General features: G+C 57.9%; 12 protein-coding genes. 2 read left to right on the forward strand and 10 right to left on the reverse strand.

Going from position 1 to position 14,071, the window contains the following annotated elements:
- Positions 1–233: 233 nt before the first annotated feature.
- Positions 234–1,811 (forward strand): carbamoyltransferase C-terminal domain-containing protein, encoded by a 1,578-nt coding sequence (locus tag ACR0JC_RS14730; protein ID WP_170341694.1) that lies wholly within the window; start codon positions 234–236, stop codon positions 1,809–1,811.
- 12 nt (positions 1,812–1,823) lie between these two features.
- Here ACR0JC_RS14730 and ACR0JC_RS14735 read toward each other — a convergent pair whose 3' ends face one another.
- Both ACR0JC_RS14735 and ACR0JC_RS14740 read right to left on the reverse strand, forming a co-directional pair.
- Positions 1,824–2,984 (reverse strand): glycosyltransferase, encoded by a 1,161-nt coding sequence (locus ACR0JC_RS14735; protein WP_170341696.1) that lies wholly within the window; start codon positions 2,982–2,984, stop codon positions 1,824–1,826.
- A gap of 64 nt (positions 2,985–3,048) precedes the next feature.
- On the reverse strand, positions 3,049–4,365 hold the full coding sequence (locus ACR0JC_RS14740) for a lipopolysaccharide biosynthesis protein (protein ID WP_170341698.1): 1,317 nt from the start codon (positions 4,363–4,365) through the stop codon (positions 3,049–3,051).
- A 289-nt stretch (positions 4,366–4,654) separates the two neighbouring features.
- Between ACR0JC_RS14740 and ACR0JC_RS14745 the strand changes: the two genes are divergently transcribed.
- On the forward strand, positions 4,655–5,668 hold the full coding sequence (locus ACR0JC_RS14745; protein ID WP_170341700.1) for a sulfotransferase: 1,014 nt from the start codon (positions 4,655–4,657) through the stop codon (positions 5,666–5,668).
- A gap of 229 nt (positions 5,669–5,897) precedes the next feature.
- Here the strand turns inward: ACR0JC_RS14745 and ACR0JC_RS14750 are convergent, their stop codons facing one another.
- The 8 genes from ACR0JC_RS14750 to ACR0JC_RS14785 form a co-directional block, all read right to left on the reverse strand.
- Positions 5,898–7,091 carry a glycosyltransferase family 4 protein gene (locus ACR0JC_RS14750; RefSeq protein ID WP_480763982.1) on the reverse strand — a complete coding sequence of 398 codons (1,194 nt, stop codon included), beginning with the start codon at positions 7,089–7,091 and terminating at the stop codon, positions 5,898–5,900.
- Positions 7,092–7,142: 51 nt separating this feature from the next.
- Positions 7,143–8,276: a glycosyltransferase family 4 protein gene (locus ACR0JC_RS14755; RefSeq protein ID WP_170341702.1), complete on the reverse strand. Its 1,134-nt coding sequence runs from the start codon at positions 8,274–8,276 to the stop codon at positions 7,143–7,145.
- Complete coding sequence (locus ACR0JC_RS14760) at positions 8,273–9,274, reverse strand: glycosyltransferase family 2 protein (RefSeq protein WP_170341704.1); 1,002 nt, start codon at positions 9,272–9,274, stop codon at positions 8,273–8,275. Before ACR0JC_RS14760 ends, ACR0JC_RS14755 begins: the two co-directional genes overlap by 4 nt.
- Entirely contained in the window at positions 9,271–10,224 is a 954-nt protein-coding gene (locus ACR0JC_RS14765) for an NAD-dependent epimerase/dehydratase family protein (RefSeq protein WP_170341706.1), read from the reverse strand. Before ACR0JC_RS14765 ends, ACR0JC_RS14760 begins: the two co-directional genes overlap by 4 nt.
- Before the next feature lie 215 nt (positions 10,225–10,439).
- On the reverse strand, positions 10,440–11,654 hold the full coding sequence (locus tag ACR0JC_RS14770; protein WP_170341708.1) for a DegT/DnrJ/EryC1/StrS family aminotransferase: 1,215 nt from the start codon (positions 11,652–11,654) through the stop codon (positions 10,440–10,442).
- A gap of 19 nt (positions 11,655–11,673) precedes the next feature.
- Positions 11,674–12,801, reverse strand: a complete 1,128-nt coding sequence (gene rfbG, locus ACR0JC_RS14775; protein ID WP_170341710.1) for a CDP-glucose 4,6-dehydratase — start codon at positions 12,799–12,801, stop codon at positions 11,674–11,676.
- Positions 12,802–12,808: 7 nt separating this feature from the next.
- Positions 12,809–13,618, reverse strand: a complete 810-nt coding sequence (gene rfbF / locus ACR0JC_RS14780) for a glucose-1-phosphate cytidylyltransferase (RefSeq protein WP_170341712.1) — start codon at positions 13,616–13,618, stop codon at positions 12,809–12,811.
- Positions 13,619–13,725: 107 nt separating this feature from the next.
- Positions 13,726–14,071 (reverse strand): hypothetical protein (locus ACR0JC_RS14785; RefSeq protein WP_480763983.1); only part of this gene is annotated, 346 nt, incomplete at its 5' end.

The raw sequence follows: 14,071 nt of genomic DNA on the forward strand, positions 1-14,071 counted from the left end.
GTTCACGAATAGCCACTGCGTTAAGCCCGACGGCAGCCGGTTGCGAACTTGGGTTCCCCCAAACACCGAGCTTCTGCTAGGCTTAATCGTGGCATTTGTTTTGGTATTCGTGGAATGGATTTGCGGTTAATTCGATCCGTCAGCGCCCCGGCATTTTTGACCCGACGGACTGTCACATCTGTTTGCGAGGCACCTGGTCTTTGGACCGTGATGTGTCGAAGGAAGGGCTATTCATGAAAATCCTGTCTTTCAAATCTGGACATGACGGCACAGTTGCGGGTGTCGATAGCACCGACGGGCGTCTGCTGTTTTCCTACGAGGCGGAAAAGAACAGCTTCCCCCGGTTTACGCCGGTTACGCCCGACACGTTCATTGACGCGGGTCTATGGTTCAAAGATTTGCCTGATGTTCTGGCCCTCAGCGGGTGGTCAAGCAACGGGGCCGACCACGTTACAACTTCGGGGGCCGGATACTTCGGCATCGGCGCGGGGTCTGAAACAGTTGGCAAACGAACCTTTTTTGGCAAGTCGGTCGATTATTACTCTTCAACTCACGAACGGGCGCATATCTGGTGCAGCTATGCCATCTCCCCCTTTCGTCAGGGCGAGCCCTGTTATGTACTTCTGTGGGAAGGCGCATTGGGAGATTTCTACGAGATCGACAGCGACCTGACCATTCATCACCGAGGGCAGGTGATGACGGCCCCAGGCACACGCTTTGCGTTTCTCAATGCCCTCGCCGACCCCGACTTTCCGGTCACGGGCAACTCACCCCGGCCACAGGATCCCGGCCGCCTGATGGCAGCCTGCGCATTTGGCGAAGACGGTCCACCAGATGCGGATGAGACGGAACTGATCAACCGGGTGCTTTCCTCGGACCTGGGCGGCGACGCACTTCGCAAAAGCGATTATGTGAATTCACCCTTCTTCAACATTGGAACGGACAGCCAAAAGCTGAAGAACATGGCCACCAAGTTGTCCAAAGCGATATTCCAGAAGTTTCGCGACTATGCGGAACAGAACCTGCCTGAAAAGCATCCGCTGCTGATCGCCGGCGGGTGTGGCCTGAATGGACACTGGAATACCGCGTGGAAGCAAAGCGGGCTGTTCCGTGAGGTCTTCGTACCGCCGACGACCGGCGACTCGGGATGTGCTATCGGAACCGCCGTGGACGCGATGCGCCACTATACCGGCCAAGCCAAACTGGAATGGTCGGTCTATTCCGGCCAGTCCTTCTGCGACGACCGCATCGACACGCAGGGCATGACCGCAACCGAACTGAACCTAAACACGATCGCCAAAGACCTGCTGGACGGAAAGATCATTGGCTGGACCCGCGGTAATTGCGAGATTGGGCCGCGCGCTTTGGGAAACCGGTCGATCCTGGCCGCGCCGTTTTCCCCGGAGACACGTACGCGACTGAACCGGATCAAGGGACGGGCCAGCAACAGTCCAGTGGCGCCGTCTTGCCTGGAAGAGGATGCTGCACTGCACTTCGACATCAGCGCGCCCTCGCCATACATGATGGGTTTTTACCGCGTTACCAATCCGGACCTGGCCGCAGTAACCCATGTCGACGGTTCGGCGCGGGTACAGACAGTCAACCGCAACCAGAACCCCTATTTTTACGACCTTCTGGCCGCGTTCAAGGCGGTGTCGGGTGTGGGCGTGCTTTGCAACACTTCGCTCAATTTCAAGAACTCCGGCTTCATTAATACAACTCGGGATCTGGCACATTACGCCCGCCAGGTCGGGTTGGATGGATTCGTCGCGGGCAATACCTATTACGCATTCGACAACCCGCGTTGTTGACCGAACAAGCTATCAAGCCAGCAACCGATCATAGATCTCGCAAACCCCGTGCACATGAATATCCAAGCCGAAATTTGCGCGGGCATAGTTCTTTGATGCTTGTGAAATCTTCTCGAACAACGCTCTGTCCTGATGCAACTTGCGCACGGGTTCCACGAATGCCTGCGGATCGTCCGGGTCGACCAGCACACCGGTTTCCCAGTCCGTGATCGCTTCGATGTTGCCGCCGTGACGGGTCGCGATGACTGGAGTTCCCAAATACATCGCTTCGATCAACGTACGGCCAAACGGTTCGTCCAGAGCGGTCACCAGATTGGCATCCATCGCCGCCATGTACCCGTCGATCGGCTGACGGAACCCCATCATATGGATATGCTCGCTGATCCCCGCCTCTTCTGCGATGCGAAGGCAGGTCTGGCGCAGCGGTTCGTCCCGCTCGGCCGCGCTGCCGAACAGAAGACCATGCACCGGAGTGTCAGGCATTGCATTTTGCACAGCCGCGATGACCCTTACAAAATGGTCGGGACGCTTGCGCGTGACGAAGTTTCCGAAATACCCGAGAAGCAGCGCGTCATCGGGTAATCCCATCTCGGCGATTACGGCTGCTCGGGCTTCGGACCTATCCGGTGGGTCAGGGTTGAAATCAAATGGGCTGCGGATCACGGTGAACTTCTTGTCGACCGACCGCACCGGGTTGCTGGGCTTGGAAAAATGCGAAACGCTGATGATGTGGTCGGAAAATAGCGGCGCCAGTTTGTTGATCCCGAACGCGGTCGGATCCTGCCGGTGGTGCCAGATGTGTTTCCTGCCCGCCAGACGGGCCGGCAGCACCCAGTTCGCATGCATCCGACCTTCGTTTGTGTGAACGATGTCCGCATCTATGCGCTTTAGGACACTTGCCAGCCTCCATGCGCTGGAAGTCAGATATCGCCCCGGGCCACAATCGCGCGGATAGCTGAGCCCGCCCGGAGACATCAGGCTGGGATCATGCAGGATTTCGACGTCCAGTCCCAGCGATCGGGCATACTCCGCCGCCGGGCCGGCCTCGTAGTGGACCAGGATATGGGGCACATATTTCGACCGGTCCATCGCCGCCGCAAGTTTCAAGGCTGACACGTGACTGCCGCCAATCACGGTGTCACCTTCGAAGGGAAATAGAATACGTCTTGGCATGGATGGTCTCAAAATACTCGTGAATCAAGGGATTTAGGGACAGGGCCGGAAGATCACCAACCCATCAAGTTTCGTGTTTTCTGGCCAGATAAGACCGGATGGCGAATATGCAGCCCACCGTCCAGATCACATTGAACAACAAATGGGCCAGGGCAATACCCTCAATCCCCATCCAATACAGCAACGGCAGGAATGAGGCTGTAAAAATCACCGTCGCAACAATCGTCGTGCGCACAAGCGCGCTGTCCAGCCCCATGCTCAGCAAGGCGGGGTTCAACACCAAGCCCCCCAGATACACGATCGCGGCATACATCAAGATCGTCATGACGGGCGCTGCGCCACGGAACTCTGGCCCGAACAGCAGAACGGCCAACTCTGGCATCTTCAGCGCCAACGGAATGGAGACCAGGATCGACACCCCGCAAACCGAGAGCGACACCAGCCGTACAAGACGCCAGAACCGGCCGAAATCGCCGACGGCCCATAGGCGGGTCATCTCGGGGTACAGGACTTGCCTGACGGGGCCGCCAATCCGAACAACATTGGCCATGATGCGCTTGCCCACCTGATAGAAGCCCACCGATGTCACGTCCAGCAGGGCGCCGACGACAAGTATGTCCAGCCGCTGAGTCGATTGTCGCAGGATTACGTTGAAATTCGAATTCCAAAGGAACCGCAGATACCCGGGGTTATGGGCAAAAGCCCGCCGCAGCGGATGGGACAAAAACCTGTGCAAGTTGCGTTTTTTCAATTCGGCCAGTGCCAGAAAGAACGCAACCAGCCCGGTCAGGATCTGATGCATCAGCAACAGAGCCACAAATGCCCAGATCCCCAAGTCCAGCAGAAAGGCGATGATGACTCCGACAAGCCGAAGGCCGGCGATTACCATGTCCGAGATCGCCAGCACGTCGAACCGGTCGAAAATTCGAAGAACTCCAATGCCGGTTGGTCGGAGCGATAGAAACAACCCAAAGGCAACAAGCGTGATATAGGACGCGCCTTCAGGTTCAGACAGCCCGATGAACGGAGCAAGCTTTGGCGCCAGCATTATCGCCACCGAACCAGCCAGCAGCCCGCCAAGGCAATCGGTCACCACAGACATCTTGATCAATTGTCGGAATCTGTTCGGATCCTCTTCGATCAGAGCCTCGCTGCCGTACTTGATGGTTGCCTGCCATGGCTCGAGCCGGAACAACCTGTCCATCACCTGAATGTACGCGTCCACCAGCGCCAGAATCCCAACCGCAGCCGGCCCGATTGCGCGAGCCGTAAAGATGAGGCTGGCCAAACCGAACAGACCAACCAAAATCTGCGACAAGAACATCCATGACATGTTCTTGGCCAGCCGCTTCATCAGCGGCTTCGAGCTTGGCTCACTCATCGGTTCACGCGAAACCACGCGGCACTATCCACGCGGCGTTCAGGAAGCGGGTCATCAATTCACCCATGCACTCGGTACAATTCAATACGTTTCCAAAATTTGTGACGGGTTAAGTCATGTTTCCGGTTGTTTCCGTTTCTATCATTTAGTTGTCTTGGATTATATCGTTTTACGAAAGCGCAGTTTGCCGATTGAATCCAGTACTGATTGTTGAAAGGGCTTTTGAAGTTGCGACAGAAACCAATTCTTGTTCGGAGCACCTGTCGGGGTGCCAACCGGTCCGGGTCGGATGCCGACCGCGCCCGGAGCCAGACTGAATATACCCGGTCCGAAGGTTGAATACCCCGTCATGACCCGTGCACCCGTTCTTGTCCATATCGGCTATCACAAAACCGCTACGTCGTCCCTGCAACAGCAGCTGTTCTCGGCGCAGGACGCACCGTTCGCGACTCCGCATGGCGATCGCAAATACATTCTTTCAAACCGGATCGTACTGCCGCAGCCGATGACCTATGATCCCGCAGAAACTCGCGAGATGTACGAGAGTTTCCTGAAAAAATCGCAGGATAGCGGGCAGGTTCCGGTGTTCTCTCACGAGAGATTCTCTGGTTACCCGGCCAGCGGCGGGTTCGACAGCACCATCATTGCCGACCGTCTGCAACGCACGTTTCCCGACGCCTACATCTTGGTCGTATTCCGCGAGCAGTTGTCGTCGATCCTGTCGATGTACAGCCAGTACATCACCGATGGCGGCCACGGATCGCTCAAGACATATCTGTCCGAACCTGAACCGAACCTGCGACGTGCGCCGATGTTCTCGGAGGAGTTCTACCGGTACCACCGCTTGTTCAAGTTCTACCAGGACAAGTTCGGCAAGGATCGTGTGCTTGGATTGGCCTACGAACAGTTCATTTCCGAGCCGGATTCTTTTGTGGAAACCCTGTGCAATTTCGTCGGCGTCGAGCACAAGAAGCGCGAATTTGAAGTCACGAACGAGAAGAGATCGGAGTGTTTTCAGATTCTGCAGCGATTTGTTAATTTCACACTCAGCGACAACCAACTGAGCAAGGGCGCATTGTTGCCATTTCCGAATGCAACGCGCAGATTCGGAAAATTGAGCCGACCGATCGGGCGCATCTTTCCCGACAAGCTGGATCAGATGCTCAAAAACCGGCTGGTCGGCAGAATTCAGTCCCGATTTGACGGTGCCTTTGCTGAGTCCAACGCTGAACTCCAATCCTTGACTGGCCTCGATTTAGGTCAGTTCGGGTATCAGCTGCCTTCGACCACAACCGCAGTCTGAACTGCGCTTTTCTGCCCCCAAAAAACAAAATGACCAGCACCCCATATGCTGGTCATTTGTCGAGTGAGTGGTCGGGCCAACGGCCCCACCGGTCGAATTTCGTTGTTAAAATAAGGTTAGCCAGTCTCAGGCGGCCTGGGAATTAGGGGTTTCCCGTAGTTTCTGCAAATTCTTTCAAATATTCCCGTTTATCATTAAATAACAAATGCTTGGCAGAGCCACCCAACCCTCAATTTGCCTTATCCTCTCGGGTATTGGCCGAAAATCCCATCTTGCCGAGAAGGATCGAATTGATCCGACGGACGTCGAACGAATCCTCGGCACGTTTCCGCGATGCCTGACCCATTCGGGCCACCAGATCAGGACTCTCGACAAACGAGGCCATGGCGCGGCTCAGGGCCTCGGGGTTCCGGACCGGCACGACGTAGCCAGTCTCGCCGCTGATGACCGGATCAGCGCAACCCGGCGCATCCGACGTGATGACAGCCCGCCCCGCGGACATCGCCTCGAGAATCGTGCGCGGTACCCCTTCGCGGTAGGCCGACGGCAGCACAAAGACCGAACACGCCGTCAGATAGGGCCGGACGTCCGAAGTTTCTCCCAAGTATTCGATCACGCCTTCGCGCGTCCATTCGTCGATCTCGCTTTGGCCGATGGAATCCGGGTTGGCGTCCATCGGACCAAGCAATTGGCATCTTGCTTGGGGGTGCGTTTCTTTCAGTGAACGGGCAGCCTGAACGAAATCAAACACGCCCTTCTCGCGCAGCAGGCGCGAGATCATCAGAAATACAGGCGGCCCAGCTGGCGGATCGGTAAATCCGTAGCGATCCAGATTTACACCAGACCCGGGCACGATGCTGAGCTTGGCATCTGGTGCAACAAGGCGCCTTTCTCGGAACTCTTCGGCATCTGCGCGGTTGTAGACCAGCACCTCGTCCACACCTTTCAGCGCAATACGATACAGAACCGATGACACAGCGCGAACCGCACGCCTCCGAAAAGTCAGGCCATGGGTGCTGTAGACATAGCCCAACCCGGTGTTCATGGCATAGATCCGGTCCACTCCCGCCCATTTTGCAGCCAGGCAACCATAGATGATTGGCTTCATGGTGTAGGCAAAGACAATGTCGGGTTTGAATTCCTTAAAAACGCGCACAAGAGCACGCAGCGTGCGCATGTCCTCAACCGGGTTCATCCCGGCACGTGACAGCGGAAACTGCACGAACTCCACACCGACTTCTGCGAGCGCAGTTTCCGTCGCTTCATGGCGCTCGGGACCGCAGGCGACGACCTCAGCCCGCTCCGACAACTCCTTCAGCAGGTCATAGCGAAAATTCAGCAAAGACGCAGTCAGATTGGCGACAACCACGATCCGTGGTCGCGCCCGCGTGGGGAGGGAGACCTGCGGTTTCAACTTTTGCAACAATGCCAACTCCTGATGGCAGAGCAGGCGCTGCGGCCCGCCTGGTTTGGTTCAACTTTCCCGGCGGCAGCTGCTATGGCCATGTTCGACCCCCGCTCCAACCCTGCGATGAGCGGCATCGGCAATGATCCGGTCCCATTTCTCAAGAATACTGCCGGGAGCCAGCCAGTCCCTGTTGTGTTGGTATCCTTGACGCATCTTGTCCAGCAATTCCGGATCGTCGCTCAGCTGCAGCACTGCGCGGGCCAGTTCCTCCGTGTCTTCAGGCGCAACAAGCAATCCATTCTCACCGTGTCGGATCAATTCTCGTGGTCCGTAGGGGCAATCAAAAGACACAACCGGCAAGCCTGCGACGGTCGCCTCTGCCACCACATTGGGAAACCCCTCGAAGCGGGAGGAAAACACCAGTATGTCTGCGCCATCCATCCACGCTCCGGGTGTGTCGCTTGCGCCCGGCAGGGAGATGACGTCCTGCAGACCCAACCGGTCCCTCTGCGCCTCGAGCGCGGCACGTTCCTGGCCTTCCCCGAAAATCGTCAGGCGCGCGTCCGGGTTGTTCTGGATGATTTCCGACATTGCGTCGATCAACAGATCGAACCCCTTTTGCGGATCCAATCGCCCCACCGCGACCAGCCGATTGCCACCCGAGCCAAGGAGCGTGGCTGCACCATCGATTGGCGCACAGGGATTTGGAATGACCCGCGCCTTGCTCCGCAATGATGGCGGCAGGTCCTGGCGCACCCGCTCAGTCTGCATGACCACGGTGCTGGCTCGATGTCCAAGGATGTTTTGAGCGTGGCGCCAGACAGGGTTGGCGTTTTGCACGATCGGGTTGTTCCGCTCTGAAACGATCACCGGAACATCCCGCTCCAGGGCTGCAGCGAGCGTCAGGACATTGATTTTAGTCAGAAAGGATACCACCACGTCGGGGTTCTCGTCCCGGATGAAGCGACGAATCCGGCGCAGGCGGGCCAGCTGTTTCAGCCCCCTGAACCCGTCGTTTCCGCCTTCGGCTACCAGCAGGCTGACGCCGTCAGGGAAAGAAAAATACGACCCGTCCTCGGGCATGGTCATGCCCGCAACCGAGACCTGATCGCCAAGGCCGATCCGATGGGCTGCAAGAACCGAGACGATCTTTTCGGCACCGCCAGCTCCGAACCCACCCTGAACGATCAGTATCTTCACTGCGCCCGCTCCACCATTTGCGTGCTGTCGGCACGGTTCTGTTTCCCAGACGTGTTCAATTGTTCCACCGGGCCATTCAACTCGGTTTCGACCACGGGCTGGTTAAGGTTTTTGGCCTGCAGAAAAATCCGGCCGACATATTCCCCAAGGATGCCAAGGAACATCGCATTCAGGGTCATCGACAAGAGCAGCAGGATTGTCGTGGTTGCAAAACCTGCGGGCCAATCCTGGCCAAAGAACAGCTTGCCGACAAGGTAGCCGATCATCAACAGGAACATCGACAGCCCTACTGTAAGGCTGATCAGCGAAGCCAGGCGCAGCGGGAGCAGGGAATGGTTGATCAACCCGTCCACAGCCAGCGCCAACATCGCCCGGACCGGAAACTTGGATTCACCCGCTGTCCGGGCCGCGCGATCATATTCGAATCCGACCTGCGAAAACCCCATGCCGCTGATCAGTCCACGAACATAGGGCGAGCGGTCATCAACCCGGCGCAATTCGTCCAATATCCGCCTGTCAGTCAGACGAAACTCACCCGCGTTTCGCGGCAGATTATCGTTGCTGATCAAGTCGATCAGTGCATAGAACCCCCGCCGTGCAGCGGCAACGACAGGGCCATCGGGCAGGCTGCGGCGAATACCATAGACGACATGATTCCCCTGCCGCCACAGATCCAACATCTGAGGGATCAACTCGGGCGGGTCCTGCATATCGCAATCGAGCTGCACCGCGCAGGCCCCGGTCGCCGACCTGTATGCTGTCAGAACCGAAGCCTGGTACCCCATGTTCCGCGCAAAGCGGATCACACGGACCCGAGGATCCTCCCCCGCGATTTCGGACAGGATTTCAAACGTCCGATCCTCGGAATGGTTGTCGGTGAAGATGATTTCAGGCTCGTACCCATCCAGTTTGTCGAACACCGCCAGCACGCGCTCATAGGCCATACGGACGTTGTCTTCCTCGTTGTAGGCGGGGATCAGAATGGAAATGACCGTCATGCGTTTTGTCCTGCCATGTTCTTCCGCGCATCCAAAGAGATGGCCCAATCGACTGTATCCCGCAGGCCGTCCTCCAACCCGATCCGCGCGGTCCAGGGATAAAGGGAATGGATAAGTCCGGGATCGTTGACCAGGTGCATCGGCTCACTTGGCGGGTCGGCATAGTCGAGCTGACCGGGTCCGGAACCGGTCAGCTCAGCCAGGATCGCGGCCGCGTCACGGACTCGAGTAGCCACTCCGGTACTGACATTCACCACCGGAACGTCAACCCGCGGTGCATCGGCCAACATCAGAAGGGCACGCACGGCATCGCCGACATGCAGAAAATCCCGGATATCATCGGGGCGTCCGATGCGCGCGGCATCCCCGTTCAGCAACGTGCGGATCAGATACGGGACCAACTGGGGCCCGGTCTGACCCGGACCATAAGTCAGCGAAAGCCGTGCCGTCATAGCCGTGAATGGCAGGCGCGGCCGAAGCATGGTCAAGTACTTGGTCCCTGCCAGCATAGATGCCCCATAGCTGTCGCGCGGCATTTCGCATTGAGTTTCAGTGTAGGGAGAAGGAACCTCACCGTATTCGGCAATGGTTCCAAGACGGATGAATACATCCGGCGGTGCGTCGCAGGTCGCAGCGGCGCCCAACACAGCCATCAATGGCACAAGATTGTCGCTCACGCTGGCTTCGGCATCTTTGAGGCCGGGCCGCGCTACAGCCCGGGTGTTTGCCGCCGCATGAAACACAACCTCTGGTCGGGACGTGTCAAACACGCGGCGCAAAGCATCCCTGTCGTTCAGGTCGACATGCTGCAATTCGACATCGGGCATTCTATCAGAGAGGAATCCGGGTCGGACCAAGGCCACGACCTGATCCCCCCTGTCCAAACAGGCTCGGAGCAGATTCTGTCCGATGAACCCTCCGGCCCCGGTGATCAGAACGCGCCTCGTCATGACAAATCGCCGCCGGCCATGTTCTGGGCCGGATTGGTGAAACCGGCGCTTTGCGGGTCACCCGTATCATGATCAGTTGTCATAAGCTTCATTCCTGCGCCCTGGCCGGTCCCTTCGATACTATGGAATTTGGGCCCATTGGGATAGTTGAGCCAACACCGATCACTCCGCACCCACCAACCGCAGACGGAAAGCGGCCACTGGAAGACCTCGGATCAAGACGCCTTGCGCGGCATCCCGGTCATATACGGCTTGAGGAATTCCTGCGTCTTTTCATGCATATAGTCGATATGAGCCTGAGTCAGCCCGTGATGGCATGCCAACAGAATGCCGCCGCGCATCACGGCATCGGACACGGGATAACCTGCGGCATCCGCGCGATACTCAACATCTTTCATGGCCGGCTGGCGCAAAATGTTGCCGGTAAAGACCGGCCGGGTCTGGATGTCCGCCTTCTCCAGGAAAATCTGCATCTCGCGACGGGTAAACGGAGCGCCTTCTCGCAGAGTCAGCGGGAACGCCAACCAACCGGTGCGTGCGCCCGGCAGCTGTTCGGGCAGAATGAACCATTCCTCATACTGCGCAAAGAACGCGCGATGCGCAGCAAAGGCTTCCTCGCGGACCCGAATGTTGTTCTCAAGCTTGCCCAGTTGCACCAGGCCGAAAGCGGCGCTGATCTCGGACGGTTCAAGATTGTAGCCGAGCGCCTCAAACAGGAACTTGGCATCATATTCGATCCCATCCAGCTGAACGTTGAAGCGGTTCTCGATTGCCTCGGATTCGACGAACAGCGACGAGCTGCGGCCCCACGACCGCATCAGCAATGCCTTGCGTGCCAACTCGTCATCATTGACGCACAGCATTCCGCCATTTCCTGCGCCGTTGATGACATGGCTGCCGTAGAAGCTGGTGGTCGAAACATCCGACCAGACGCCCGTGCTGGTACCGTCGATCGTGGCACCCAATGTGTCGGCGCTGTCTTCGATGACCTTCAGGCCATGTGCGTCGGCCAGTTCCCGGATCCGACGCCAGTCCGGGAGGTTGCCAATCAACGAGGGGATCATCATCGCCGAGGTCTTGGGCGAAATCATCCGCTCGATCTGTTCGACATCTATGTTGTAGGTTCCCTCGGCCGCATCAACGAATGCGGGCACAAGCCCTTGCCGCACCAGCGGAGCGACCGTGGTGGCAAACGTCAATGCCGGGGTGATCACCTCGGATCCTTTGGGAAGATCCAGGATTTCGACGGCCAGATAGTTCGCCGAGGACCCGGAATTGACCATGATCCCATGTGCCTTCGAAAACAGCGCGGCAACTTTCTGCTGCATCTCCCGGACTTTGGGTCCCATTTGGGTGGATGTTTTCAGAACCTCGACGACGGCGTCGATCTCGTCCTGGCCGTGGACTGTCTGTCCGTAATTCACTCTCATCAAATAATCTCCTGAAAATCTACTGTGCGGCCAGCCCGGTTTGGTCGCAACCCGTGCCGGACATGAGGTCTTGGTACGCGGCGATCTGCGACTGGGTGACCTTACCCATGTCGTCGCCCGTTGCGTGGGCCTTGTACCAGTCGGTTGTCAGTTCAACGGCTTGAGACAGTTCAAGCCGAGGCCGCCAGCCCAAACGGGTCTGCGCCTTGGTGCTGTCCAACCGAAGTATGCCAGCTTCGTGGGGCGCCGTTGCGGACTCATCCGGGAACCGGAACCCGGGCGCGCCTGCCCCCCAGGCGCGCCACATCATATCCGCCAGATCCCGGACATTGACGGTGCCCGAAACGTTTGGCCCGAAATTCCATGCCCCGGCAAAACGCTGTCCGTCGCTCAGAATCTTCTGGGCCAGCAGCAAATACCCTGCGACCGGCTCCAGCACATGCTGCCATGGCCGAACGCTATCCGGGTTTCTGATGGTCACCGGCTGGCCATCATTCCATGCTCGAATGATGTCCGGTATCAACCGGTCTTCGCCCCAGTCTCCTCCGCCAAATACATTTCCCGCCCGAACCGTCGAAAGCTGAGGGCCATTCGCGTCAGAAAAGAAAGAATGCGCATAGGACTGAGCCACAAGCTCGGTTGCCGCCTTGGAGGCACTGTACGGATCCTTCCCGCCCAAAGGGTCGTTTTCGCGATAACCCCACAGCCATTCCCGATTGTCATAACACTTGTCGCTGGTGATCACGACCACGGCCTTCAGCGATGGCATTCGACGCACGGCCTCCAGAACGTTGACCGTACCTTGGACATTGGTCGCAAATGTCTCGGCCGGTTCGCGATAGGATTTGCGCACCAGAGGTTGCGCAGCCATGTGAAACACCACTTCGGCATCCAGACCCTCGGTCGCCCGTGCCAAGGCCGCCGGATCGCGAATATCGGCAAAACGGCTGTCCATTGTCCGATCAAGTCCGCACGCCTGATAGAAGGAAGGCCCGGGCTCGGGCGGCAAGGCAATTCCTGTGACCTGCGCACCCAGCCGGTTCAGCCAGGTCGAAATCCACCCGCCCTTGAAACCGCTATGCCCTGTCACAAGCACCCGGCGGTCGGTGAATTGACCGCCGAAGATCTGATCGGACTGACCAGTCATTTGTTCCTCAGATCGCTATGGCGGGGTAATCAGAGGAGGGCTTGGCATCAAATTGCAGCCAAGGCGGCGTATCATCCTCGCAGAGGGCCTCCAACGCGTTGCGGTCACGGATCGTATCCATCGGATGCCAGAAACCCTCGTGGCGATAGGCCATCAGTTCACCGTCGCGGGCCATCTGAGACAGCGGTGACTGTTCCAGCGGCTCCATATCGTCGACCATGTAATCCATGACCCCCGGCTCGAATACGAAATACCCGCCGTTGATCCAGGTCTCGCGGCGACGCACCTTTTCGGTGAACGCGTCCACGCGGTCGCCCTTCAACTCGATGTTGCCGAAACGCGCGGGCGGCTGAACCGCCGTAACCGTCGCCAGCTTACCGTGCGACTTGTGAAAATCGATCAGCGCGTTGATGTCGACGTTCCCAAGGCCATCAGAATAGGTGCACATGAAGGTTTCGCCCGGATCCAGCCATTCCTTCAGACGCCGGATGCGCCCGCTTGTCATGGTATGAGCCCCGGTATCGACCACCGATACGTTCCAACCGCCGGGCGCCGAAGGCACCAGCTTGAGCTCTCCCGTATCCAGAGCGACCGAGATATTGTTGGCGATGAGATGGTAGTTCGCGAAGAACTGCTTGAGCAAAAGCGCCTTGTATCCGGCGGCTACGACGAAATCGCGGTGCCCGAAATGGCTGTAGATATCCATGACGCGCGCGATGATCGGCCGGCCGCCGATTTCGACCATCGGCTTGGGGATCGAGACTGTTTCCTCGGCCAGCCGAGACCCCAGACCGCCAGCAAGCAGTATCGTTTTCATTCGTGCCACTCCCTCAAAATACTTGTTACTAAAATCTGCATGTCTGCGTGGGCCTCACACCGGCCGCTTGACGAACCGACCACCAGAGACCGCGGATCGAATTGGGCTCATTCCGTTGCTCCCGATGGCTTTAAGTATACCACACCTTGCCCGTAGCGGTTGCCCAATCCCGAAATTTCCACGGGCTGGTAGCCGTTTGTTTCCGCATAGCGCAACAATGGCTGCTCAAGAGCCGGATCATATCCCAGCAGGAAAGCGGAGGGAGGATTGGAATCAAACACTGCCTGCAACCCGGCCGCATCCGCCATCACGTATTTCGAGGCCAAGTCAGGTTCCGTGTAAGGCGCGATCCGATAGGCAAAGGGGCCAGTAGACAGTTCGGGATAGACCGGCAGTTGCGCTTCAAGCGGATAGATCGGCATGATCGTCGCTACGGGTCCGTCCGGATGGGCA

The organism is Ruegeria sp. CH5 (assembly GCF_056537025.1).